The following is a 24,758-nucleotide window of genomic DNA, read 5'->3' as shown; positions in this document are numbered from 1 at the left end:
ATAGAAATACAGTTTTTGAAATGAATTAACCCTGATAGTTATGAAGAAACACATTTTTACCACTCTTTTTTGTTTACTGGAAGCCTGCCTGTTGTTCGGCGGAAATAATCTTTCGCTTTGGTACCGGCAGCCTGCTGCCAACTGGAATGAAGCTCTTCCTTTGGGAAATGGATATTTGGGTGCGATGGTATTCGGAGATGCCGGGAGAGAACATTTGCAACTGAATGAAAGCACACTATATAGCGGTGAACCTTTTTCCGGTGTTGGCGTACCTTCTATCGGAAGTGTATACAATGAAGTGCTTGCCTTGTTGAACCATGGCGATTATGCGGGTGCCCACCGATTGATAACCCGGAACTGGCAAGGCAGGCTTTCGCAGAGCTATCAACCTCTGGCCGACCTTTTTCTAAGCTTTGATGTTCAGGGAAAGGTGGAAAACTATGTGCGTGAACTGAATCTGCAAGATGCCGTACATACTATTCGCTATCAGGCAGGAGGTATCCGCTATACCCGTGAATACTTTATATCCAATCCGGACCGGGTAATGGTGATTCGTATCTCTGCTTCACGTCGGTTGCCCGTAAATGTAGCGGTGAGCTATACATCGGAGCATCCGACAGCGAAAGTTGATGGTACGGGTGAAGAGTTGATTCTTTCAGGACAGGCTCCGGGTTGTGTAGAGCGGCGGACGCTGGACTTCCTCGAAAAGAACAGATTGACAGATCGCCATCCGGAACTTTTCGATAGTCACGGACGCCGAAAGACCGACAAACAAGTGCTGTATGCCGATGAGGTTGGCGGCAAAGGGATGTTTTTCCAAAGCCGGGTGAAGGTACTGAAAGGAAATGCCACCTTGCAAGACAATCAGTTGAAAGTGAGCGGAGAGGGTGAAATAATTCTTTTGGTTGCTGCTGCCACCAGCTATAATGGCTTTGATAGAAGTCCTTCACAGGACGGCAGTGATTATCAGGCCAAGTTGGATACGATTCTTTCCGTTGCCGGGCAACTGCCTTATGAAGATCTGAAGAAACGTCACTTGGCAGACTATCAACGGCTGTTCGGTCGTGTAGCGTTGACTTTGAAATCGGAGAAAGACTATTCTGGTCTGCCTACCGACCGCCGTATTATCGGATTCAGGGACAATCCGGACAATGCTCTGGCAGCACTTTTGTTTCAGTATGGGCGTTACCTGCTGATAGCATCTTCACGTGAAGGCGGACAACCCGCCAATCTGCAAGGTATATGGAATAAGGATGTGGTTCCGGCATGGAGCAGCAGTTATACCATTAATATCAATACTGAGATGAATTACTGGCCGGCCGAAACCACCGGACTGCCTGAGTGCAGTGAACCGCTTTTCCGACTGATTCGGGAACTTGCGGTCAATGGTTCCGCTACAGCTGCAAAGATGTATAACCTTCCCGGCTGGACTTCCCATCATATCACCTCTATCTGGCGTGAGTCGGGACCGGCAGACGGTGAACCTACCTGGTTTATGTGGAATATGAGTGCAGGTTGGCTTTGCCGGCATTTGTGGGATCATTACCTGTTTTCGGGGGATAAGAAGTTTCTCCGTGAGACAGCCTATCCGCTGATGCGCGATGCCGCACGGTTTTATAACGCCTGGCTGGTGGAAAAAGACGGGATGTGGCAAACTCCGTTGGGAGTTTCACCCGAGAATCAGTTTCTGACTCCGGAAAAGAAAACTTCGGCCGTAGCTCCGGCTCCGGCGATGGATATGGCCATTATTCGTGAACTCTTCAGCAATACGGCCGAAGCAGCTGCGATTTTAGCTGCCGATTCTATTCTTCCTCCTGCCGATACTCTCTTGCTGCACGTAATGGGAGCAAAGCAACTGGTGCCTTACCGTATCGGAAAGCGGGGGCAGATTATGGAGTGGAGTGAAGACTTTGATGAAGTAGAACCGCACCACCGCCATTTGTCACACTTGTATGGATTCCATCCGGGATGTGAAATAACACCGGGCAAGACACCCGAACTTGTCAGTGCAGTCCGCCGTACGCTCGAATTGCGTGGAGATGAAGCTACGGGCTGGAGTATGGGATGGAAGATCAACATGTGGGCCCGTATGCACGATGGAAATCACGCTTACCGTATTATACGGAATTTATTCACCCCCACCGACTTCGGGCCGGAAGTAAATCGGCATGGGGGATTATATAAGAATTTGTTCGATGCACATCCCCCTTTCCAGATCGACGGTAACTTTGGGTATACTGCCGGTGTGGCGGAAATGTTGTTGCAGAGCCATGACGGTGTGATAGACGTTCTGCCGGCATTACCCGATGTATGGGCAGAAGGAAAGGTTACGGGGCTGCGTGCCCGCGGTGGTTTTATTATAGATATTGCCTGGAGTAAATCAGGTAAAACTGTGGTAAAGGTATTTTCCGAACAGGGAAATGCCTGCCGTTTGAAGATCGGGCGGAAGGTGAAGGAAGTTGTAATTCCGGCAGGTCAGAGTCAGGTCTTTACGGTTAAGCGGTAGTCCGGCATGGGGCAATGACCGGCTGTCTCTGAAGCGGCGTCATTTCTCTTTTTCACCTTTCAGCAAGAACGTTGATGGATGCTTGGGATAATAATCTTTCCTCTTTTCCGGGATCGGCCGGAAGATAAAAGTCCGTCTTTCCGACTTTCATCTTCCGACAGACCGGGTCTACTTGTTTTTTTACTTTCTGATTTCCGGTCGGATGGGGATGTACCGGTGCTTATAGTAAGTGCCTGTGCCTGCTCGATGATGATTCGTTTCCTTGATATAGTTGTTTTCAATCCTCCACTTCAAACTGTTTATATAAATCTTTCAGTTCACGGAGGGTTTTCCGGTAATTCCGTCCTAAAGAACGGTCTATGATCAGCAGGTAAATGGCTATGCCGAGTGGGACAACTACGACGTTCAATATACCGGGAGTTATATTCATTGCCATCAGATAGAACACATAGAAGCCTATTGCCGAGAGAAAGGAGCACGTATATACGATCCAACCATATTTGGTATTGAATTTGACGTCTTTCTCAACTTCTTTTATCCGGTATTCCAACCATTCCTTTACAGCCATGCCGTTGGTGTATTTCCGCATTCTGTAAGCGGAACGTTCCCAAAGGAAATAGGAAACGGACAATACGGCCAAAGCGGCTATATCCACGTACGCTCTTTCCATGCTTTGCTCTCTTATAAACAGCATTACAATAAGGTAAACAACCACGGCGACCACAACGAGTCGGAAGACGGTTCCGGGATACACTGTCTTGATTGATTTTCTCGCGGATTTGATTACCATCTCGTTCAGTTTCTCTTCGGGATACGGTTTGATATTCTTTTCCACCCCCGCTTTCCAGGTTTCTTTAATGTCATGTGCTTCCATGATGCTTTACTTTTTAAATTGTTTTTGTAATCGGCTTTTCAGCCTGTGAATCTTTACGCCGACGGCGGAGCTGCTCATTCCCACTATTTCTGCTATTTCTTCATAACTATAGTCTTCCATATAAAGCAGCATGATGGACTTGTCTATTTCATTCAGCTTTTGAAGGGCATTGACAAGTCTTTGCCAGTTTTCGTCCTGTTCCTGCTGTTCCCAAGGGTCAACGGTCTCTCCCTCCGGCGGCGAGTCATGAAACTCGATGCGACTATCCTTTCTTATTTTCGAAATAGAGGTATTGATTGCTACCCTATAGATCCACGATGCGGGTTTCTCCTTGTTCTGCAATGCCGGGAAAGATCGCCAGAGCTGATAGACGGTTTCCTGAAAGTTGTCCTCTCTGTCCGCTTCCGATCTGAAATATACCCGGTTTACCTTGTGGATAATCCCCTGATAGGCAGTCAACATCTTCAGAAATTCATTTTTGTTCGACTTCATTTGTTTTAATCTTTACTTTATAGTCGGGCGAACGATGTTATTATTACAAGATTGCTTTATTATAAAAGAATAAGAGGGAAAAGAGTATAAAAAGATTAGGTAAGAAAAGCAATAGACAATAAAACAAGAGGCTGAACTCAAAAATAAAATTTTGAGACAGCCTCTTTATCGGTCATTTACCAAAAATGAATCATTGTACCTGATCCAAAGGTATCTTATAGTAATAAGTTTGATCTGCGCCATTTTCCTCCCGGAGGGCTTTCACATAAAGAGTGGTGTTATCCTTCCAGCAAACGGTTTGCGGGAATATCTTGTCCGACCATAAGCCGAACATGAATTTGAATTCGCTGCCTGAGACCTGAAATACCTTTATAATTCCGGCTCTTTCGCCTTCAAGCTCGGTGCATGCATCCACACAATAACAATTCTGATTCAGAGAGAACAAAGCTTGGGTGCGGAGACCGTATTCTTCCCCGTTCGCTTTAGAGACGTATGAAATTCCTTCCCACTCAAGGCCTTCGTATTCAAATACATAACAATTCATTTCTGCAAGATATCCTTTGTATAGGTATTTACGATACGCATCGGATTGTTCATAGCAATCGGATAACACTTTTGTGTGCCCATTTTCCAGCGAAACAGAATAGCTCCCTTGGTCAGTGGGTAACTGAACTGTGCTGTCCGGCTGTATGTTCTTATAGTTAGCCGATGCCGCTAAAAATTCAGCTTCGTCAATGGGAATGACCCAACGGTCTAAATGATCTTCTTCAGTGCCATATTCAAAGTCCTCGTGCCAATAGGTTATTTCCGGGATCGAGTCATGATCCGATTCCTCTGATGTATTAACCGGCTCTTTCTCCAGCAATATCTTTTGATTGTAACCCCATCCGGTAATCGGAATGACCGGGCTTTGCACATAATATTTTCCCTGTTCACAGGTAATCAGGGCAACCGTATCGCCCTCATTTTTAAAAGGTACGGTAGTAGTCTCTTCAATCTTTCTTTTGTAAAGTAACAACAACCGATCTTTGCCTTCCCGGACCGAGCATTCACACACGAAAAACGTCTGAAAGCCTGCTGCTGTAAAAGAAACCATCGAATCCTGAATTTCAAAATCATAACCGACTCCGATGTTGCTGGCATCTTCTTGAATGGTTTCTCCTGAGAGGATATATAAAGAATAGCTCCCAATCCAATGCTGACTGATGGCGTGTTCTGATTGTTCGGTTTCGTTGCCGGGTGATTGAGTCTTCGGAGTGGACGAACGTTTCCCAAAATTTATACAACCGGATAGTAGTATAATGCACAGTGTTATTAAGATCCACTTTCTATTCATAAAAACAAATGTGTTTATTCATATTCCTATCTATAAATGTAAAACCGCCTTCCATACCGGTTCCGGCAGAATTACTCTTTCCGTATATCGTTCTCGTAACGGCCTGCTTCGCGCACGGTTCCGTCTTCGTTCAGATATTTAAAAGGACCATGCTGTTTGTTGGCCTTATAGGTGAATTCCGACTTTAGTTGGCCGTTGCTATAATAATATTCGCGGCTAATGCCTTCCAATTTGCCATTCAGGTAATTTTTGGAGCTTTCGGGCTTTCCATCAGTGAAATAGCGAATCTCTTCTCCTGTCTTTTCCCCTGCCCGGTAGGTAGTCGAACGTTCGGGGATGCCCGTGTCACGGCGATATTCGATCCAGATTCCGTCTTTTTTGCCTTCCTTGTAAGTACCTTTTTTACGGAGATTTCCATTCTTTAGCGTTTCAGAATATTCGCCCGTCAGCAATCCGTTTTTATAGCTGCTGCGACGAGTGAAATCAATACTACCGGACAGATGCTCTACCCAATTTCCATCGGGCTTGCCGTCCTTGTAATAAGTATCGCGCACGAGGTTTCCATCCTCATCGTATCTGCGATCGTATCCGTCCTGGTCTCCCATTTTATAGCAGACCTCCGTTTCGACTTTTCCATTTTGATAGTATGACTTACAGACACCGTGCAACTTTCCTTCCGTGAATGTTCCTTCGCCCTGCAGGGTTTTGCCGTCGCCATAATATGTTTTACGATAGCCTTCTCTCCATCCATCCTTGTATGTGCTTTCCTCCGCAAGGACATTCCTCTTGAAATGGCGATACAGCCCGTCGTACATGCCATTCTTGAAAGAAGCCAGGATATATTCCGAATGATAGCCGTCGATGATGCGGTATTCGCCCTGCAATGGTGTTTTTTCCTCGTTCAGTTCCCGGAACAGCAACCGTCCGTCACCATAGTTAATGACGGACACTTCGTTTACTTGAAATACCTTTTCCTGAGCAACACTTGTGAATACCCATGCTCCGAGTAAGAGTAAAAGAATAACTTTTTTCATTGATTTCTTAGTTTATTTTGTGATAATAAATAATTGGAATATCTGCATTCTGCCTTTATCTGCCGTAGCAGATGAAAGTACGTTCGATATCCGGTTTCCTGATCGGTTTTTGTACTGTCAATCTTTACAAAGATTTTTTATTGGGAATAAATGCGCTTAGTATCTCTATGTCTTTGGGACGGACCAGTACGTCTAATTTTAATATTTCTGCGGATTCCTTGTTCCTGAACTCAAGTTCCATAAATCTTTTCTCTAATCTTTTCATTGAAGTATCCATTCTTCTTGAAAGATAAATATGTCCATTACCGCTATCGGCAATATAGCTCTTATTGATAAAAGCTGTGTAGTCAGATGTAAATGCTATCCATAGTAAAAAACCCTTGCCGTTGGAGAAGTCAGTTGAATCGCTGGCGTTTAACGTCATTGTATGTATAATTTCTTGCCTGGTGGACTCTTGAACTTTCTTTATAAGTTCAGGTTCTATTATTTTCCAGTTCTTATTATTCTTGATTGCTCTGATAATTATAAAGAAGATGCTGAGTAATGCGATGATTACAAATAGTATTGCTATGATCAGTTTTATTCCAAGCATGTTTGTGATGTTCTTTTATTGAGTTGCTTTACTCCGTATTACGACTTTGTTTAGTTAGCGGCAAATATACTGTTTTTAATTCCGATGACCGAATGAAAATTGGTTTTATTGTTGAAATGCTAAATGATGAAGCGGCAATGAGCAGAGTTGATAAGCGGGTACGAATGTATATGGTAAAAAGAAGAACTGTCGCATTTACACTTAAATCAAAGAATTGCACGGCACCTTGGATACATTGTCGGAATGGATTTTATATATTAGAATTTGTCGGATGATCCGATTGCTGCGTTTTGTCTGTGTTTCATTTCAAAAAGTAAGTAAATGGCTGTTTCCGCTTACATATACTTTCTCTTTTATCGGACTGATAGGGAGCACAGGAACACAAAAACAGATTTTTGGACTCCAACAGCCGGACTTTGGAGATCGGAAACCCGGGCTTTTCGGGTTGAAGCCCCTTGCTTTTCTCGAAAAGAAGTAAGCATTTTCCGAAAATGCTTACTTCTTTCGGGTGAAATGCTTACTTCTTTTGAAGAAAAACAAAGGTCTTTTGTTTCACATCTTCTTTTACCGGTGTTTCGGAGCGGTGTGAATCCATATATTTCTCTGGTTGCTTCCGAATGGCGAACGCTTAGGAAAAGATAAAATGATTCCTTATATCCTTTATTTCTTTTTCTTTGTCCGGCTTCTATGTACTTATGCTTTCGCTTTTGTGCCAACTTTCCCTATCTGGATAATAAAAAGAAAATCGCCGATCCGTGTGGAAGGCGATTTTTCTTTGCGGACGTACTCTTGCCGGAAATAAGGCAATCTGAGCGGGTCCCGATTATCATTTTGACAAAGTATTACTCTATCAGTGCGAAGTCCAGTTGTTTCTTCTCCAGATTGGCCCGTGCCACTTTGATAGTGATCGCGTCTCCCAGGCTGTAGATACGGTTCTTGCGACGACCGCGCAGGCAGTAGTTCTTTTCGTCGAACTCGTAATAATCATCGTCCAGATCGCGGATAGGTATCATGCCCTCACATTTGTTTTCGTTCAGTTCTACGTAAAGTCCCCATTCCGTTACGCCGGAGATCACTCCGTCATAAGTCTGTCCCAGATGTTCGCTCATAAACTCCACCTGTTTGTATTTGATGGAAGCGCGTTCGGCATTGGCTGCAATCTGTTCCATGTTCGAACTGTGGTCGCACAGATCCTCGTACTTCGTTTCCGATACGCTGCGTCCGCCATCCATATATTTGGTTACCAACCGGTGCACCATCATGTCCGGAAAACGCCGGATAGGAGAGGTGAAGTGGGTGTAATAGTCGAAAGCCAGTCCATAATGACCGATGTTGTGCGTAGAGTAGCGCGCTTTCTGCATGGCACGGATAGATACGGTTTCAATCAGGTTCTCTTCCTTCTTTCCTTGTATGTCGTCCAACAGGTGATTGATCGATTTAGAGACATCCGTCTTGGTTCCGCTTGTGCGAAGTCTGTAACCGAAACGGGCGATGAACTGTGCGAGGTTGTCCAGCTTTTCCGGATCAGGAAGGTCGTGGATACGGTAAGGCAGCACTTTGGCCTTCTTTCCTTTGGGTGCCTTGCCTATTTTCTCTGCTACGGTGCGGTTGGCAAGCAGCATAAACTCTTCTACCAGCTTATTGGCATCTTTGGATTCCTTAAAGTAAACGCTGATGGGTTTTCCTTTTTCATCGATTTCGAATTTCACTTCGTAACGGTCGAAGTTGATGGCTCCTGCCGCAAAACGCTTTTCACGCAGAGCCTTGGCTATGGTGTCGAGCATCAGTACCTCGTCCTTGAAGTCACCCTCTTTGGTTTCGATGATCTGTTGCGCCTCTTCGTAAGTGAAGCGGCGGTCCGATTCGATGACCGTGTGTACAATGCGCGAATCTCTCACTTCTCCTTTTTCCGTAATGTCGAATATGGCAGAGAAAGCAAGTTTCTCTTCGTTGGGGCGAAGCGAGCAGATGAAGTTGCAGAGACGTTCGGGCAACATCGGTATGGTGCGGTCTACCAGATAAACGGAGGTTGCACGCTTTTCGGCTTCTTTGTCGATGATGCTTCCCTCTTTGACATAATGCGTCACATCGGCAATGTGTACGCCGACTTCCCAAAGTCCGTCCTTCAACGGGCGGATGGAAAGGGCATCGTCAAAGTCTTTGGCGTCTTTCGGGTCGATGGTGAAGGTGGTTACTTTCCGGAAGTCTTCGCGGCGGGCTATTTCTTCTGCGGAAATCTCTGCGGGAATCTTATCCGCGGCTTTTTCTACCGACTGCGGATAGACGTATGGCAATCCGAATTCGGCCAGGATAGCGTGCATCTCAGTCGTATTGTCACCGGCTTTGCCAAGAATGTCGAGCACTTGTCCGATCGGGTTTTTAGCTTTGTCCGGCCACTCTGTGACCTTTACCACTGCCTTGTCGCCGGTCTTTCCGCCCTTCAGTTTATCTTTAGGGATAAAGATGTCGTTGGCAAGCGTACGGTTTTCCGTGACGAGGAAGGCATATGATTTCTCCACTTCCAGTGTGCCGACGAATGTATCGTTGGCGCGTTCCAGTATCTCGATCACTTCTCCCTCGGCCTCGCGTCCGCGACGTTTGGCATAAAAGGCGATGCGCACCTTATCGTTATTCATCGCATGAGCGGAGTTACGCTCGGCGACAAAAATCGGGTCTCCGCCTCCTTCGGGGATAAACGAGTTCTTCCCGTTGCTTTTACGTTGGAAAGTTCCGGTCATTTCAACACCGTGATTGTTTAGTTTATATTTGTTTTTATCTACTTCGGTAATGTAGTCATCGGCCAGGAGATCGGACAGGATATCCATGCAGAGCATTTTTAGCGGATGAGTGGTTAACTTCAGTTCCGAGAAAATATATTTCAGGCTGATAACCTCGTCTTGTTTGGCATGGAAGAAATCGAGAACCACCTTTGACAGTTCTTTCTTCTTCATTCTTTTGCCGGCTTTTTTTTCTTTCTTTTTAGCCATAATCGGTTCGTTTTATATCAATCAGTACAAAGTAAGCGATTAAATATTAATAATTCAAGATTTTCATGTACATTTGCCCCTCACATTATGAATAATCTAACAAATGGAAAGTGAAAAGTCTTCCAGGGAGAAGGGAATTTATAAAGTAACGATCGTGGGAAGTATCGTGAACTTCCTTTTGCTCGTTTTTAAATTCTTTGCCGGAATTGCCGGGCATAGTGCGGCTATGCTGGCCGATGCTGTCCATTCACTATCCGACTTCATCACCGATATTGTTGTCATTGTCTTTGTCCGTATCGCCGGGAAGCCCGAAGATAAGGGGCACGATTATGGGCATGGCAAATATGAAACATTGGCTACGGCCATCATCGGGTTGTTACTTTTGTGTGTCGGCTTCGGTATCTTTTGGAATGGTGCCTCTTCCATTTATACTTTTTTGCAGGGCGGACAGTTGGAGTCTCCCGGTGTAGTGGCATTGGTGGCGGCATTGGTGTCGATTGTGTCAAAAGAGATACTGTATCAGTATACCGTGATTCAGGGCAAGAAGTTAAATTCTCAGGCCGTGGTAGCCAATGCCTGGCATCACCGGAGTGATGCGTTATCATCCATCGGAACGGCTATCGGTATTGGAGGGGCCATTTTGCTGGGAGATCATTGGCGGGTACTCGATCCGATTGCCGCAGTGGTAGTCAGTTTCTTTATTATGAAGGTATCTGTGCAGTTGCTGATTCCTTGTGTGGACGAACTGCTTGAAAAGTCCTTGCCGGACGATGTCGAGAAAGAGATTGAACAGACCGTACTCTCTTTTCCGGGAGTGAGTCAGCCCCACCATTTGCGTACCCGCAGGATCGGCAGTTATTATGCCATCGAAATTCATGTCCGCATGGATGGGAAGATAACTCTGGAAGAGGCGCATGGCACGGCTACTGCTATCGAAAATAAACTAAAAGAGATGTTTGGGAAAGGAACCCATGTAGGCATTCATGTGGAACCAACGAAATAATTATCATTTGATCTGAATTTTATGGAGAGTATTCTAATTACCGGAGCAAGCGGATTTATCGGCAGTTTCATTGTTCAGGAAGCTTTGAAACGCAGGTTTGGTGTCTGGGCGGGGATCCGTGCATCCAGCAGTAAGAAATACCTGAAAGAACGCAAGATTCACTTCCTTGAGTTGGACTTTGCACACCCCAATGAGTTGCGGGCACAACTGTCCGGCCATAAAGGTACGTACAATAAATTCGATTATATCGTCCATTGTGCCGGCGTGACCAAGTGTGCGGACAAGAACGACTTCGACCGTGTCAACTATCTGCAGACCAAATACTTTGTCGATACGTTGCGCGAGCTCAATATGATTCCCAAGCAGTTCATCTACATCAGCACCCTGAGCGTATTCGGTCCGATACGCGAAAAGGACTATTCACCCATCCGTGAAGAAGATATTCCGGCTCCGAATACGGCTTACGGATTAAGCAAGCTGAAAGCAGAGCTCTACATTCAGAGCATACCCGGTTTTCCGTATGTCATTTACCGTCCGACGGGAGTGTACGGGCCTCGTGAGGCAGACTATTTCCTGATGGCGAAGTCCATCCGGCAGCATACGGATTTCTCCGTGGGATATAAACGGCAGGATCTGACATTTGTGTATGTGAAAGATATTGTACAGGCTATTTTTCTGGGAATTGAGAAGGAAGTATCCCGGCGTGCTTACTTTCTGGCTGACGGGAAGGTATATAAAAGCCGTGCTTTCTCCGATCTGATTCAAAAAGAATTGGGGAGTCCGTTTGTTATTCACATCAAATGTCCGTTAATTGTGCTAAAAGTCGTATCTTTGCTCGCCGAATTTATAGCGACCCGTTCGGGAAAGAGCAGCACACTGAATTCGGACAAATATAAAATAATGAAACAAAGAAATTGGCAATGCGACATAACTCCGGCTGTGAAAGAACTGGGATATGCTCCTGAATACGATTTGGAAAAGGGAGTGAAGGAAACGATTGCCTGGTATAAGAACGAAGGATGGCTTTAGATTTATTTAAACGTGTAGAAAGCCGTAAGGGCTTGTTTGCTGTTGAGAAGATAACATTGATATATAATCTGTTAACTTCTATCTTGATTTTATTCATGTTTCAACGGATGGACCATCCGCTCCACATGTTGTGGGACAGGGCAGTGATTGCGGCAATGACTTTTTTGCTGATGTATCTCTACCGGTTGGCTCCATGTAAGTTTTCCGCTTTTGTGCGTATCGCTATCCAGATGAGTCTTTTGTCATACTGGTATCCGGATACTTTTGAGTTCAACCGTGTCTTCCCCAACCTGGATCATCTTTTTGCTACGGCCGAACAGTGGATGTTCGGAGGGCAACCTGCCGTATGGTTTTGCCACGCGTTTCCGCAAATGTGGGTGAGTGAACCCTTCAATATGGGGTACTTCGCATATTATCCGATGATTCTGGTGGTGACGTTGTTCTATTTCATCTATCGGTTCGATCTGTTTGAGAAGATGTCGTTTGTACTGGTCACCTGCTTTTTCATCTACTACCTTATTTATATATTCGTTCCGGTTGCCGGTCCTCAGTTCTATTTCCCTGCCATTGGTATGGATTCTGTCTCACAAGGTGTCTTTCCTGCCATTGGCGATTATTTCAATCACAATCAGGAGTTGCTTCCGGGCCCCGGCTATCAGCATGGATTCTTTTATAGCCTGGTAGAGGGTTCGCAACAAGTGGGAGAGCGTCCTACGGCGGCTTTTCCCAGTTCGCATGTCGGTGTTTCGACTATTCTGATGATTATGGCTTGGCGTGGCAGCAAGAAACTTTTTGCCTGCCTGTTGCCGCTCTATCTGTTGCTTTGCGGAGCTACTGTCTATATTCAGGCACATTATCTGATTGATGCGATTGCGGGCTTTATCTCTGCTTTCGTGCTGTATGTGCTGGTGACAAAGATGTTCAAGAAATGGTTTGCAGTGCCGATGTTTAAGTGATGGGGTGAAGTCCATCGAATATCCGGAAAAGCTCTTCTACCGACTCTGTTCGCAGCATGGCGATGCGTGTTTCCCGGAAGTTGGGTATTCCTTTGAATAAAGGAGTTGCTGCCAGATGGCGGCGGATATGGATAATCCCTCTGCGCTCGTCCAGGCGGGCTACACTGTTTAGCACCTCTTCACGCAATACATTCAGATACCACTCAAAGGATTCCTGCGGCAATTCTTCTCCGGTTTCAAGATAATGCTTCACTTCGCGGAATATCCATGGGCGGCCGATGCTGCCACGTCCTATCATGATAGCGTCTACTCCATACCGCTCAAAACACTCCTTGGCACCGGTAGCCGAAGTTACGTCGCCATTTCCTATGATCGGTATATGCATACGCGGGTTGTTCTTTACTTCCCCTATCAGGGTCCAGTCCGCTTCGCCCGTATACATCTGTGCCCGGGTACGTCCGTGAATGGCTAATGCCGCAATACCGCAATCCTGTAATTGTTCGGCCAGGTCGACAATGATTTTATGGTCCGCATCCCATCCCAGACGGGTCTTTACAGTAACGGGTATTTTGACTGCATCTACCACGGCACGGGTTATTTCAAGCATCTTCGGGATATTCTGCAACATACCGGCGCCTGCGCCTTTTCCGGCAACTTTCTTTACCGGACAGCCGAAGTTGATGTCTAATATATCCGGTTGTGCTTCTTCTACAATCCGGGCTGCGCCAACCATGGCTTCCATATCTTTACCGTATATCTGAATGGCGACGGGACGTTCTTCGTCGCAGATGGTCAGTTTTTGAGTTGTTTTGTTGACGGAACGTATCAAAGCATCACTCGAGACGAACTCTGTGTATACCATATCGGCTCCGAACTTTTTGCACATCAGGCGGAAAGCGGGATCGGTGACATCCTCCATCGGAGCCAAAAATACAGGGCGTTCACCCAGGTCTATGTGGCCTATTTTCATCTTTTTACGATTTTCTATTCATTATTTGGCTGCAAAAGTACGGAAAAAACCCCTACCTTTGCACTCCATTCATTTATTTAACTGGATAGAAATTATGAAGAAAAGACTATTTTCCATTGCTCTGTGCCTGACTTTTATCTTGTCTGCCACTTCCGTTTCGGCTCAGGATGCTGCTTATAAAGAGGCGTTAAGCAAGATGCTCGAGGCCTCGGGCGCTATGACTACTGTGAAATCGATGGTTCCGCAGATGATCGGGATGATGAAACATACTTATTCGAACGTTCCGGATGAATTCTGGAAAACTTTTGAAGAGCAGTTGTCCGAAAAGGCAAACACACAGTTTATGGATATATATGTATCTATTTATTACAGGTATCTGACGATAAACGACCTGAAGAAGATTACCCAGTTCTATGAATCGCCTGTGGGAAAGAAGCTGGCCGAGTCCACTCCGGTGATGACTGCCGAGGCCATGGAAGCGGGTCAGCAGATCGGAATGGGGATTGCCCAGGAGATAGTGGCAAACCTGAAAGAAAAAGGATATATTCAGTAGTTACGGACTCGTAACTTATAATTGGTAACTATGTATAAGATAAGTGACTTTGAAATAATGGCTCCGGTTGGCTCACGCGAATCGCTCGCGGCAGCCATCCAGGCGGGAGCCGATTCTATTTATTTTGGTATTGAGAATCTGAACATGCGTGCACGTTCGGCCAATACATTCACCATTGAGGACTTGCGCGAGATAGCCCGGACCTGTGACGAACATGGAATGAAGAGTTATCTGACGGTGAATACCATCATATATGACAAGGATGTTGAACTGATGCGTACCATTGTCGACGCGGCCAAGGAAGCGGGTATTTCGGCTGTGATTGCCGCCGATGTGGCGGTGATGAGTTATGCCAACAAGATTGGTCAGGAAGTGCATCTGTCTACGCAATTGAATATCTCGAATGCAGAAGCCTTGAAGTTTTACGCGCAATTTGCCGATGTAGTGGTGTTGGCGCGCGAACTGAATCTGGAACAGGTAGCGGAGATCTATCGTCAGATTCAGGAAGAACATATCTGTGGACCGGGCGGAGAGCTGATCCGTATCGAAATGTTTTGCCACGGAGCGCTTTGTATGGCTGTTTCGGGCAAGTGCTATCTGTCTTTGCATGAAATGAATCATTCTGCCAACCGGGGAGCCTGCATGCAGATCTGCCGTCGTTCTTACACTGTCCGTGATAAGGATACCGATGTGGAACTTGAGGTTGACAACCAGTACATCATGTCGCCCAAAGATTTAAAGACCATTCATTTCATGAATAAAATGATGGATGCCGGGGTGCGTGTATTCAAAATCGAAGGCCGTGCCCGCGGGCCCGAATATGTACGTACTGTTGTCGAGTGTTATAAGCAGGCTATTCAGGCCTGTCTGGATGGTACGTTTACCGACGAGAAGATTGCGGCGTGGGATGAACGCTTGAAAACGGTATTCAACCGGGGCTTTTGGGACGGTTACTATCTGGGACAGCGTCTGGGAGAATGGACTAAGAATTACGGATCGGCGGCAACCGAACGTAAGATCTATGTGGGGAAAGGTATTAAATACTTCTCCAACATTGGTGTAGCCGAATTCCTGGTGGAAGCGGCTGAAGTGAGTGTAGGCGATAAGCTGTTGATTACCGGCCCTACTACCGGAGCTGTGTTTGCTACGCTCGATGAGGCCCGTGTGGACCTGAAACCGGTAGAAACCGTGAAGAAGGGAGAGCACTTCTCTATGAAGCTGGATAAGATACGTCCGAGTGACAAACTGTATAAATTGGTTTCGACCGAAGAACTGAAAAAATTTAAAGGACTGGAATAAAGATGGAAAAGTATATCTATGAACTTACTTTAAAGGTACGTGACTACGAGTGCGACCTGCAAGGCATTGTGAATAACGCTAATTATCAACATTATCTGGAACATACCCGTCATGAGTTTCTTTCATCGGTAGGCGTAAGTTTTGCAAAACTGCACGAAGAGGGCGTGGATCCGGTGGTAGCCCGCATTAATATGGCCTTCAAAACCCCATTAAAGAGTGGTGATGAATTCGTTTCCAAATTGTATATGAAGAAAGAAGGTATCAAATATGTGTTCTATCAGGACATCTTCCGGAAAAGCGATAATAAGGTTGTCGTTAAATCGACGGTGGAAACGGTATGTGTGGTAAACGGACGTTTGAGCGATAGTGAATTATTCGACCGGATTTTTGCGCCTTACCTGCAATGAGCACCGATGAAGAACGGATATGCAGTATTGCACTGACGCAAATACCGGGCGTTGGGCATATAGGTGCCAAACGTCTGGTAGACGGTATGGGGAGTGCTGCCGATGTATTCCGTTACCGGACTGAATTGCCCGATCGCTTACCCGGAGTGAATCAGGCAGTTGTCGCAGCATTGGATTCTCCACAGGCATTGAAGCGTGCCGAACAGGAATATGAGTTTGTACGGGATAACCGTATCTCTTGCCTTACGATGGCAGATGAGGGCTATCCCTCCAGACTGCGTGAATGCGATGATGCTCCCGTCGTATTATTCTTTAAAGGAAAAGCCGATCTCAATGCTTTCCACATTATTAATATGGTCGGGACCCGTAATGCAACGGATTACGGGAAACAAATTTGCGTCAGTTTCCTGCAGGATTTGCAGGCTTTATGTCCGGATGTACTTGTTGTCAGCGGATTGGCTTATGGGATCGATATCAATGCCCACCGGGCAGCACTGGCTGTCGAGCTTCCTACTGTGGGGGTATTGGCTCATGGGCTGGACCGTATTTACCCTTCGTTACATCGTAAAACAGCCATTGATATGCTCCGGCAGGGTGGACTGTTAACTGAATTTCTTTCCGGAACAAATCCGGATAAACATAACTTCATCAGTCGGAACCGTATTGTTGCCGGTATCAGCGATGCCACTATTGTGGTGGAGTCTGCCGCTAAAGGCGGTTCTCTGATTACGGCGGATATTGCCGGAAGTTATCATCGCGACTGTTTTGCTTTCCCGGGGCGGGTCACTGATGAATATTCGAAAGGGTGCAATCAGTTGATACGGGACAATAAGGCTGTTTTGTTGGAGTCTGCGGCGGATTTTGTGAAGGCAATGGGGTGGGATACCGGTTCACATACTATTAAACCGACAACCGTACAGCGGAATCTTTTCCCTGATTTATCTGCCGAAGAACTGAAGATTGTAGATATTCTCGGACGGCTGGGAGATTTGCAGATCAATGCGTTGATGGTGCAGGCTGATATTCCTGTCAATAAGATCAGTGTCATTCTGTTTGAGCTGGAAATGAAAGGAGTAATCCGGGCCTTGGCGGGAGGAGTCTATCAGTTACTTAAATAAAGGGGCAAAAAAAGGAGTCACGCCTGACTCCAACCTTTTGTTAACCTTAAATCTAATACTATGAAAAAAATCACAATACAAATGTAATTCTCTTCGGATGATTCTCCAAATATTTCCTTGAATATTGTCTCTCTTTTGAATTCCTTCACGGTTTTTCACGGATATGCCTTTATAATGTCTCTTCTTCCTGTTTATTTAGCAGTCTTTAGGGAAGGATAAATCCCGTCAAACTTGCAAAATCGTTCCAATCGTTTCACACAACAAACCAGGCCTTTTATTTAGTTAGATTAAGTGTATTTCGTTTAATTTCAAAGCTCTATATTTGCTTTATACAAATAGAGCAACTATGGAGAATCGCATCTATATATTCATCTTTTGGGGGATCCTTTTCTTTTTGCCGGGTGAAGGTTTTGCGATGATGACGATGACGGATGCCATAAGGAAAGAAGGGTTCGATTTTCAAAAAATAGACTGGTCTGTTTTGTACGAGAAGATTGCTGCAGATTCACAGGTGCCCGATCAGAAAGATGTACTGATGTTGTTGGATTACCATCGTGATGATCCTGTAAGATGTGAGTCTTTATTGCGTCGGCTTAACGGAGGAAAAGCTTACCATTACATTGCGAACCGGATATTACCGGAACTGTCGGTACCGCAAAGAAAACGGCTTCCGGCAATGACGGTAAAAGAAGCAAAGCCGGTATATGGAGTGGAAACAGCTAAACCGCTTCCCGGTAAACTTGCCGGAGGAGAGCCTGTCATGGTAAATAGGGAAAAATCAGTAATGGAATCGGAGAAGGTGGGGCGGCAAACGGTATTGGCCGTCAAGAACAATCTGCTTTATGACTTGGCGTTGGCACCCAATATAGAAGTGGAAATACCATTAGGTAAGCGTTGGTCTTTGAATACTGAATACAAATGTCCCTGGTGGCTGAATAGCAGAGAAGAGTTCTGCTATCAGCTGCTTTCGGGAGGGGTGGAAGGACGTTGCTGGTTAGGAAATCGCCGGAAACACGGCAGGCTGACAGGACATTTTCTGGGATGTTATGCAGAAGGAGGTATTTACGACTTCCAGTTTAAGGGAGATGGTTATCAGGGAAAGTATTATGCAGCCTCGGGGGTTACGTATGGATATGCGAAACAGGTAGCCCGCCATCTTTCGTTTGAGTTTAGTGTGGGAGTGGGATACTTGACAACAGAATACCGTAAGTATACTCCTTACGAAGGCTCGTTAGTCTGGACAAATAGCGGACGTTACAATTTTATCGGGCCTACCAAAGCCAAGGTATCATTGGTCTGGCTTATAACGGCAAGGAGATAGAGATGGATGAAAGATATAGGACAGTTGCTTTTTGTGCTTTTCTGCCCGTTGTTGCTGATGACGGGATGCAGCCGGCGGGAACTGCTGGATGATTATCCGGTTAGTGGAGTACGGATCGCGCTAAACTGGGAAGGAGTGACAGAGAAACTACCGGAGGGAATGCAGGTTATCTTTTATCCGAAAGATGGAAGAGGTAAAAAGAAGAGTGCATATTTGTCGGTAACCGGTGGAGAGGTACCGGTACCTCCCGGACATTACTCGGTTGTGGTTTACAATTACGATACAGAAACGGTCTTGATTCGTGGAGAAGAATCTTATGAAACCATTCAGGCTTGCACCAATTTCTGTAAGTTTGAGGTTGCCGGAACAGAAAAGATGGTTTGGGGGCCGGATCCGCTTTATGTGATAAACATAGATGATCTGGATGTACGAAATAGTGAGGAGACATTGACGCTGGAGCTGAAACCAAGGCTGGTAGTCAGAACTTACTCTTTTAGCATCAAAGCACAGGGGTTGAGTAATGTTTCTACTGTGATAGGGAGTGTCGGTGGGATGGCAGACCATTATTTTTTAGGAAAAGGTTATGCCATGTGTGATGCCTGTCCGATTAATATTGATCTGAACGTGAAAGCCGGAAAGATAGAAGGGGTATTTACCACTTTTGGGCTACCCGAAGTTGTTATTAGCCGTGCCGAGATCGAACTTCCGGTGATGATGAACCTGATGATTATTAAGGTGGACAAGTCGGTGCAGGAAGTGAAGATTAATATAACGGAAGCCGTACAAGAACCTACCGGTGGTGGTGAAGGAGGAGAAGGAGATGAAACGAAACCGCCGACATTGGTTGAAGTTGAAATAGAAGACGAAATAAAAGTAGACGATGTGGAGGTACCTCCAGGTGGAGGTGGCGGCATTGGCGGTGATGTAGGAGACTGGGACGACGAAACGAATGTGGAGTTGCCCGTTGGATAAGAAAAAAAGAAATACATACAGATAAAACATTAATAACTTAAAAAAACATACTATTATGAAGAAGATTTTATTCGCAGCAGTTGCTGCAATGGCAATTACGGGTTGCTCACAGAATGAAGAGATTGAAAAGGCTGCACAGCCGGTGGAAATTGGATTCAATACGGCGGTGGGCAAAGCAACTAAAGCTACACCGATGTTGAATGATAATTTTAAGGACTTTAAAGTGTATGCCTATAACTCGGGAAGTAATCTTATAAAGGACGTTACTAAACTTAGTACTACGGTTTTTATGAATGGGATCAAAACAGAGAAGGGAGAAGAAGGCTTATGGGCTACAAAAGGTACCTATTACTGGCCATTGACTGATAAGCTTCAATTTTTTGCTTATTCTCCTTCTGAATCCGGAGCGTTATCTGCTTGGTCAGCCGAAGGGCAATATCCAAGCTTTAGTTATACCGTCAACCCTGTGGCTTCTCAAGAGGATCTGCTTATAGCTCAGGCTGCCGATAAAAATAAGACTGATGATAGTGGTAGCGGCGTAAGTCTTGGATTTAAGCATATTTTGACTCAGGTTAATTTTTCTGCAACCGGTAGCACGGATGGTTACAAATATGATGTAACAGGTATCGCAATATCGGGTGTCAATCAGACTGCTACATTTACGTTTGATGTAACTGCTGGTACTTGGGGTACTGCAAGTTCGGTTATTACATCTCCTTACGAATATGCTGGAACCTATGCAACAATAACAGGTACTGAGACAAAATCGTTTGATAAATCGGATGGTTCATTGATGCTATTGCCACAGACATTGCCTGCTGATGCTAAAATAACAGTTACTTATACAGTGAAAGACGCTTCAGATGCAACCATATTTAATGGTACCGGAGATGTTGAATTAGGTGGAGTAACTTGGACTGCTGGTAGCAAAATACGTTATACATTGTTGTTAAAAGATAATGGGGCAGAAGTTACATTCGTTCCTAAAGTAGACCCCTGGAATGAGGAAACAGCAGGACCTGAGAAGAATTAAAGGTAAACAGCAGGAGAGTGTTGAAGTTCAGTTTAGAAAAGGAGCACTTTTCATCTGAAGTTTGACTAACTCTTATCAACAAAGAAAAGAGCCATATCATTACTCAAAGGCAGAGTTTGATAGGGCTCTTTTTATATTTGTTGGTTGCAATCTGTAATATTTAGAATGGGCATTTTAGTTTAGAACATCTTTTTAGGTTCATCCGAAGGATGCGTCTTGCCGACGCTTATCCTACGGTAGAGGATCCGTTACTTTGCATGCCGGCTCCATTTACGTACCGAGGTAAACGCTTTTACGCACCGAGGTAAATGCCTTTACATGCCGAGGTAAATGCTTTTACATGCCGGGGTAAATACCTTTACATTGAAAAGAAAACTATGGTAAATATAATCTTCTGATTACCAATTCTATTGAGAAAGATATCCAGTTACGTATTTGTCGGATGAACCTATTTTTATGCCATTTTCTTCTTTCTTAATTGTTTTTTCAAAAAAATCTCCTACATTTGTCGGCAACATAAACAAAACACAACGCGCTATGTCCGACTCCTTCTGTGGAGATAAGATGAACTGTCAGATATGTCCTAAGGCTGTTGATAATGCCATTATGCACGCTTCTCATCCGAGAGGTTTTCATCGTCCTGCCCAGAAGTGTGAAGAGAACCTGATGATTTTCCTCTTAAAAGGGGAAATATTAGTCAATAGTCAGGAATATGCCGGAACGATGTTACGTGCCGGAGAGTTTATTCTTCAAGCCATCGGATCAAAGTTGGAAGTATTGGCTATGACAGATGTAGAGTGTGTGTGTTACAGTTTTAACCAGCCGGAGCTTTTTTGTGAACAACGCTATAACTACATTATGAATGAAATTCCGGCACCGTTGATTTACTCACCTCTCAAAATTATCCCGGAGTTGCAATATTTCCTTGAAGGATCGAAAAACTATTTGAGTGAAAATAAAATTTGTCGGGAGCTGTTATCACTCAAACGGAAAGAACTTGCTTTTATTCTGGGGTATTATTATTCGGACTATGACCTGTCTTCATTGGTTCATCCGCTCTCACAATATACCAATAGCTTTCAGTATTTTGTTCTGCAAAACTATATGAGGGTGAAAACCGTAGAGGAACTGGCCCACATGGGAGGATATAGCGTGACTACATTCCGTCGCATTTTTAATACTATCTTCCACGAACCGGTCTACGAATGGATGCTGAAACGCCGTAAGGAGGGGATTATATATGATCTTAAGTATACCGATGCCACCATTTCGGAGATTTGTTACAAATATGGTTTTGAGTCTTTGCCCCATTTCTCCAATTTTTGTAAGAAGTCGTTCGGTGCTTCGCCCCGGGCTATTCGAAAATCCAGCGGTAAGGAGTAGCTTTTAATGTTCGGGTGCTTCACTTCCCCTGATCGGCTTCATTATCTGGTATCGTAGACATCGTAAGAAATAATACTTTTCATATAAAAAAATTCCCCGCCGATACCGGCGGGGAATTTTCCTACTTATTAATCAAATGCTAAGTTTTGCTTAGTCTTTCAGTTTTGCGATGATGAAATCGCGGTTCAAGCGGGCAATGTTGCTGATGGAGATGTTCTTCGGGCATTCTGCTTCACAAGCACGTGTGTTTGTACAGTTACCGAATCCCAGTTCATCCATTTTAGAAAGCATTGCTTTTGCACGGCGGGCAGCTTCTACTTTACCTTGTGGAAGCAGGTTCAGTTGGCTAACCTTGGCTGATACGAATAACATGGCAGAACCATTTTTACAAGCAGCTACACAAGCACCACAACCGATACATGCGGCAGCGTCCATGGCTTCGTCAGCGATGTCCTTAGAGATAAGAATGGCATTGGCATCCTGAGGAGCACCTGTGTTTACGCTTACGTAACCACCGGCCTGCATGATCTTGTCATAGGCCGTACGGTCAACCATCAAGTCGCGGATTACCGGGAAACCGGCAGAACGCCACGGCTCAACAGTGATAGTATCTCCGTCTTTGAAACGACGCATATACATCTGGCAGGTAGTAGCACCTGTTGCAGGTCCGTGTGGGTGTCCGTTGATGTAAAGAGAACACATACCGCAGATGCCTTCGCGGCAGTCGTGGTCAAATACGATAGGTTCGCCACCATCATTGATGATCTGTTCGTTCAGAATATCCAGCATCTCGAGGAATGAAGTATCGCCCGGGATATCTTTCATTTGGTATGTTTCAAAAGCACCTTTCGCTTTAGGGCTTTTCTGACGCCATACTTTCAGCGTGAATGATATATTTTTATCCATTTTTGTTTTCCTTTAATTGATTAACCGAATTATGACTTGTAGTTACGAGTCTGAACTTTCACGAATTGATAGTTCAAGTCTTCTTTGATCAATTCCGGTTCTGAATCTTCACCGGTGTATTTCCAGCATGCTACGTAAGAGAAGTTCTTATCGTCGCGCAATGCTTCGCCTTCCGGAGTCTGATATTCTGTACGGAAGTGTCCACCGCAAGATTCTTCACGGTTCAGACCGTCACGAGCCATCAACATACCTACTTCAATGAAGTCGATCAGGCGGAGGGCTTTTTCAAGTTCTACGTTCAGTTCGTTTACTTCACCCGGGATGCGAACGTTGGTCCAGAAGTCTTTTTTCACTTCCTGAATACCTGTCAGAGCTTTCTGCAGAGATTCTTTAGTACGAGCCATACCTACGAAGTCCCACATAATGTGACCCAGTTTCTTGTGGATTGAGTCAACAGAATGTTTTCCGTTTACAGCTTTAATCTTCTGGATTTTATCTTTCACTTCTTTCTCTGCTGCCGCAAATTCGGGCAGGTCTGTAGAGAAACGTGGTACCTGAATCTGGTCGGCCAGATAGTTCTGGATAGTATAAGGCAATACGAAATATCCGTCAGCCAGACCTTGCATCAATGCAGATGCACCCAGACGGTTGGCACCGTGGTCAGAGAAGTTAGCTTCACCAATAGCGAACAGACCCGGGATAGAGGTCATCAATTCATAGTCAACCCAGATACCACCCATTGTATAGTGGATAGCAGGGAATATCATCATCGGAGTCTTGTACGGGTTCTCGTCAGTGATCTCTTCGTACATGTCGAAGAGGTTACCATAACGGGCGCGAACTACATCTTCACCCAGACGATCGATGGCATATTTGAAATCAAGGAATACGGCCAAACCGGTGTTGTTGACACCAAAACCTGCGTCACAACGTTCTTTGGCAGCACGTGAAGCTACGTCACGGGGAACAAGGTTACCAAATGCGGGGTAACGGCGTTCCAGATAGAAGTCACGGTCTTCATCAGGAATTTCAGTCGGCTTTTTAGTTCCTGCCTGCAATGCTTTGGCATCTTCAATCTTCTTCGGAACCCAGATACGACCGTCGTTACGAAGTGACTCTGACATCAATGTCAGCTTAGACTGCTTGTCACCGTGTACCGGGATACAAGTCGGGTGAATTTGGGCAAAACAAGGATTAGCAAAGTAAGCACCTTTTTTGTAGCATTGGATGGCAACAGAACCGTTGGAACCCATAGCGTTTGTAGAAAGGAAGAAAGCGTTTCCGTAACCACCTGTGCCGATTACTACAGCATGAGCGGCGAAACGTTCGATTTCACCGGTTACGAGGTTGCGGGCAATGATACCGCGTGCACGTCCTTCGATAACGACGAGGTCGAGCATTTCGTAACGAGTGTAAAGTTTAACAGTACCTTTTTGTACCTGACGGCTCAATGCTGAATAAGCGCCCAGCAATAGCTGCTGTCCGGTCTGGCCACGGGCATAGAACGTACGGGATACCTGTGCACCACCGAATGAACGGTTATCGAGTGTGCCACCGTAATCGCGTGCGAAAGGTACACCTTGAGCTACACATTGGTCGATGATAGCGTTTGATACCTCGGCCAGACGGTAAACGTTGGCTTCACGTGCGCGGTAGTCACCACCTTTGATTGTATCGTAGAAAAGACGGTAAACCGAGTCACCATCATTCTGGTAATTTTTAGCTGCGTTGATACCACCCTGTGCTGCGATGGAGTGAGCACGACGGGGTGAATCCTGAATACAGAAATTGAATACTCTGAAACCCATTTCGCCCAGAGAAGCGGCGGCAGATGCCCCGGCAAGTCCGGTACCTACAACGATGATGTCAAGGCGACGTTTGTTGGCAGGGTTAACAAGTTTTTGATGAGCTTTATAGTTACTCCATTTTTCGGCGAGCTGGCCTTCAGGAATTTTTGAATCTATCTTAGTCATAATGCTATTTACAA

At 45.2% G+C, this 24,758-nt stretch carries 21 protein-coding genes; 12 read left to right on the top strand and 9 right to left on the bottom strand.

Features of this window, described 5'->3' with window-relative positions; translation table 11 throughout:
* The first annotated feature begins 40 nt into the window (after positions 1-40).
* Positions 41-2,506 carry a glycoside hydrolase N-terminal domain-containing protein gene (locus ISX59_RS18950; RefSeq protein ID WP_032540929.1) on the top strand — a complete coding sequence of 822 codons (2,466 nt, stop codon included), beginning with the start codon at positions 41-43 and terminating at the stop codon, positions 2,504-2,506.
* Between the two features lie 277 nt (positions 2,507-2,783).
* On the opposite strand, the gene ISX59_RS18945 is transcribed toward ISX59_RS18950, so the two are convergent.
* The 6 genes from ISX59_RS18945 to rnr form a co-directional block, all read right to left on the bottom strand.
* Positions 2,784-3,380 carry a hypothetical protein gene (locus ISX59_RS18945; RefSeq protein ID WP_005782874.1) on the bottom strand — a complete coding sequence of 199 codons (597 nt, stop codon included), beginning with the start codon at positions 3,378-3,380 and terminating at the stop codon, positions 2,784-2,786.
* Between the two features lie 6 nt (positions 3,381-3,386).
* Positions 3,387-3,872, bottom strand: a complete 486-nt coding sequence (locus ISX59_RS18940; RefSeq protein ID WP_005782877.1) for an RNA polymerase sigma factor — start codon at positions 3,870-3,872, stop codon at positions 3,387-3,389.
* Between the two features lie 190 nt (positions 3,873-4,062).
* Positions 4,063-5,208, bottom strand: coding sequence for a hypothetical protein (locus ISX59_RS18935; protein WP_220576162.1), 1,146 nt, complete (start codon positions 5,206-5,208; stop codon positions 4,063-4,065).
* A 71-nt stretch (positions 5,209-5,279) separates the two neighbouring features.
* Positions 5,280-6,242: a toxin-antitoxin system YwqK family antitoxin gene (locus ISX59_RS18930; protein WP_220576161.1), complete on the bottom strand. Its 963-nt coding sequence runs from the start codon at positions 6,240-6,242 to the stop codon at positions 5,280-5,282.
* Between the two features lie 124 nt (positions 6,243-6,366).
* Entirely contained in the window at positions 6,367-6,834 is a 468-nt protein-coding gene (locus ISX59_RS18925; protein ID WP_032543403.1) for a hypothetical protein, read from the bottom strand.
* Positions 6,835-7,676: 842 nt separating this feature from the next.
* A complete protein-coding gene (gene rnr, locus ISX59_RS18920; RefSeq protein WP_165016808.1) occupies positions 7,677-9,821 on the bottom strand; it encodes a ribonuclease R in 2,145 nt (714 codons plus the stop codon).
* Positions 9,822-9,924: 103 nt separating this feature from the next.
* Here rnr and ISX59_RS18915 point away from each other — a divergent pair, with 103 nt between their 5' ends.
* From ISX59_RS18915 to ISX59_RS18905, 3 genes are read left to right on the top strand one after another with little or no spacing between them, the layout of a single operon-like run.
* Positions 9,925-10,824 (top strand): cation diffusion facilitator family transporter, encoded by a 900-nt coding sequence (locus tag ISX59_RS18915; protein ID WP_005782889.1) that lies wholly within the window; start codon positions 9,925-9,927, stop codon positions 10,822-10,824.
* Between the two features lie 21 nt (positions 10,825-10,845).
* On the top strand, positions 10,846-11,853 hold the full coding sequence (locus tag ISX59_RS18910) for an NAD(P)-dependent oxidoreductase (RefSeq protein WP_220576160.1): 1,008 nt from the start codon (positions 10,846-10,848) through the stop codon (positions 11,851-11,853).
* Complete coding sequence (locus ISX59_RS18905) at positions 11,844-12,809, top strand: phosphatase PAP2 family protein (RefSeq protein WP_005782893.1); 966 nt, start codon at positions 11,844-11,846, stop codon at positions 12,807-12,809. The genes ISX59_RS18910 and ISX59_RS18905 overlap by 10 nt, the downstream gene beginning before the upstream one ends.
* Here ISX59_RS18905 and dusB read toward each other — a convergent pair.
* Complete coding sequence (gene dusB, locus ISX59_RS18900; RefSeq protein WP_032543407.1) at positions 12,802-13,779, bottom strand: tRNA dihydrouridine synthase DusB; 978 nt, start codon at positions 13,777-13,779, stop codon at positions 12,802-12,804. The two genes, ISX59_RS18905 and dusB, sit on opposite strands and share 8 nt — an antisense overlap.
* Before the next feature lie 94 nt (positions 13,780-13,873).
* Between dusB and ISX59_RS18895 the strand changes: the two genes are divergently transcribed.
* The 8 genes from ISX59_RS18895 to ISX59_RS18860 all read left to right on the top strand — a co-directional run bounded on the left by ISX59_RS18895 (position 13,874) and on the right by ISX59_RS18860 (position 21,865).
* Complete coding sequence (locus ISX59_RS18895) at positions 13,874-14,332, top strand: DUF2059 domain-containing protein (RefSeq protein WP_005822479.1); 459 nt, start codon at positions 13,874-13,876, stop codon at positions 14,330-14,332.
* Between the two features lie 57 nt (positions 14,333-14,389).
* A complete protein-coding gene (locus ISX59_RS18890; RefSeq protein ID WP_005812518.1) occupies positions 14,390-15,631 on the top strand; it encodes a peptidase U32 family protein in 1,242 nt (413 codons plus the stop codon).
* 2 nt (positions 15,632-15,633) lie between these two features.
* Positions 15,634-16,038, top strand: a complete 405-nt coding sequence (locus ISX59_RS18885) for a thioesterase family protein (protein WP_005782900.1) — start codon at positions 15,634-15,636, stop codon at positions 16,036-16,038.
* Positions 16,035-17,156 carry a DNA-processing protein DprA gene (gene dprA / locus ISX59_RS18880; RefSeq protein WP_220576159.1) on the top strand — a complete coding sequence of 374 codons (1,122 nt, stop codon included), beginning with the start codon at positions 16,035-16,037 and terminating at the stop codon, positions 17,154-17,156. The genes ISX59_RS18885 and dprA overlap by 4 nt, the downstream gene beginning before the upstream one ends.
* A gap of 346 nt (positions 17,157-17,502) precedes the next feature.
* Entirely contained in the window at positions 17,503-18,477 is a 975-nt protein-coding gene (locus tag ISX59_RS18875) for a DUF3575 domain-containing protein (RefSeq protein ID WP_032535553.1), read from the top strand.
* A gap of 6 nt (positions 18,478-18,483) precedes the next feature.
* Positions 18,484-19,449: a DUF5119 domain-containing protein gene (locus tag ISX59_RS18870; RefSeq protein ID WP_220576158.1), complete on the top strand. Its 966-nt coding sequence runs from the start codon at positions 18,484-18,486 to the stop codon at positions 19,447-19,449.
* A 55-nt stretch (positions 19,450-19,504) separates the two neighbouring features.
* Positions 19,505-20,482 (top strand): fimbrillin family protein, encoded by a 978-nt coding sequence (locus ISX59_RS18865; RefSeq protein WP_220576157.1) that lies wholly within the window; start codon positions 19,505-19,507, stop codon positions 20,480-20,482.
* A 537-nt stretch (positions 20,483-21,019) separates the two neighbouring features.
* Complete coding sequence (locus ISX59_RS18860) at positions 21,020-21,865, top strand: AraC family transcriptional regulator (protein ID WP_220576156.1); 846 nt, start codon at positions 21,020-21,022, stop codon at positions 21,863-21,865.
* 150 nt (positions 21,866-22,015) lie between these two features.
* Here ISX59_RS18860 and ISX59_RS18855 read toward each other — a convergent pair whose 3' ends face one another.
* Entirely contained in the window at positions 22,016-22,771 is a 756-nt protein-coding gene (locus ISX59_RS18855; protein WP_005782917.1) for a succinate dehydrogenase/fumarate reductase iron-sulfur subunit, read from the bottom strand.
* Positions 22,772-22,800: 29 nt separating this feature from the next.
* Positions 22,801-24,744, bottom strand: coding sequence for a fumarate reductase/succinate dehydrogenase flavoprotein subunit (locus ISX59_RS18850; RefSeq protein ID WP_005782919.1), 1,944 nt, complete (start codon positions 24,742-24,744; stop codon positions 22,801-22,803).
* Positions 24,745-24,758: the final 14 nt, after the last annotated feature.

It is taken from the genome of Bacteroides sp. FSHCM14E1, assembly GCF_019633785.1.
In the GTDB taxonomy this organism is placed as follows: Bacteria; Bacteroidota; Bacteroidia; order Bacteroidales; family Bacteroidaceae; genus Bacteroides; species Bacteroides hominis.
Note: the sequence above shows the minus strand (reverse complement) of the source record. Positions and strands in the feature narration are given on the sequence as shown.

Coding starts and splice junctions, on each gene's coding strand:
- ISX59_RS18950 (WP_032540929.1), top strand. CDS start 41: ATGAAGAAACACATTTTTACCACTCTTTTTTGTTTACTGGAAGCCTGC.
- ISX59_RS18945 (WP_005782874.1), bottom strand. CDS start 3,380: ATGGAAGCACATGACATTAAAGAAACCTGGAAAGCGGGGGTGGAAAAG.
- ISX59_RS18940 (WP_005782877.1), bottom strand. CDS start 3,872: ATGAAGTCGAACAAAAATGAATTTCTGAAGATGTTGACTGCCTATCAG.
- ISX59_RS18935 (WP_220576162.1), bottom strand. CDS start 5,208: ATGAATAGAAAGTGGATCTTAATAACACTGTGCATTATACTACTATCC.
- ISX59_RS18930 (WP_220576161.1), bottom strand. CDS start 6,242: ATGAAAAAAGTTATTCTTTTACTCTTACTCGGAGCATGGGTATTCACA.
- ISX59_RS18925 (WP_032543403.1), bottom strand. CDS start 6,834: ATGCTTGGAATAAAACTGATCATAGCAATACTATTTGTAATCATCGCA.
- rnr (WP_165016808.1), bottom strand. CDS start 9,821: ATGGCTAAAAAGAAAGAAAAAAAAGCCGGCAAAAGAATGAAGAAGAAA.
- ISX59_RS18915 (WP_005782889.1), top strand. CDS start 9,925: ATGGAAAGTGAAAAGTCTTCCAGGGAGAAGGGAATTTATAAAGTAACG.
- ISX59_RS18910 (WP_220576160.1), top strand. CDS start 10,846: ATGGAGAGTATTCTAATTACCGGAGCAAGCGGATTTATCGGCAGTTTC.
- ISX59_RS18905 (WP_005782893.1), top strand. CDS start 11,844: ATGGCTTTAGATTTATTTAAACGTGTAGAAAGCCGTAAGGGCTTGTTT.
- dusB (WP_032543407.1), bottom strand. CDS start 13,779: ATGAAAATAGGCCACATAGACCTGGGTGAACGCCCTGTATTTTTGGCT.
- ISX59_RS18895 (WP_005822479.1), top strand. CDS start 13,874: ATGAAGAAAAGACTATTTTCCATTGCTCTGTGCCTGACTTTTATCTTG.
- ISX59_RS18890 (WP_005812518.1), top strand. CDS start 14,390: ATGGCTCCGGTTGGCTCACGCGAATCGCTCGCGGCAGCCATCCAGGCG.
- ISX59_RS18885 (WP_005782900.1), top strand. CDS start 15,634: ATGGAAAAGTATATCTATGAACTTACTTTAAAGGTACGTGACTACGAG.
- dprA (WP_220576159.1), top strand. CDS start 16,035: ATGAGCACCGATGAAGAACGGATATGCAGTATTGCACTGACGCAAATA.
- ISX59_RS18875 (WP_032535553.1), top strand. CDS start 17,503: ATGGAGAATCGCATCTATATATTCATCTTTTGGGGGATCCTTTTCTTT.
- ISX59_RS18870 (WP_220576158.1), top strand. CDS start 18,484: ATGAAAGATATAGGACAGTTGCTTTTTGTGCTTTTCTGCCCGTTGTTG.
- ISX59_RS18865 (WP_220576157.1), top strand. CDS start 19,505: ATGAAGAAGATTTTATTCGCAGCAGTTGCTGCAATGGCAATTACGGGT.
- ISX59_RS18860 (WP_220576156.1), top strand. CDS start 21,020: ATGTCCGACTCCTTCTGTGGAGATAAGATGAACTGTCAGATATGTCCT.
- ISX59_RS18855 (WP_005782917.1), bottom strand. CDS start 22,771: ATGGATAAAAATATATCATTCACGCTGAAAGTATGGCGTCAGAAAAGC.
- ISX59_RS18850 (WP_005782919.1), bottom strand. CDS start 24,744: ATGACTAAGATAGATTCAAAAATTCCTGAAGGCCAGCTCGCCGAAAAA.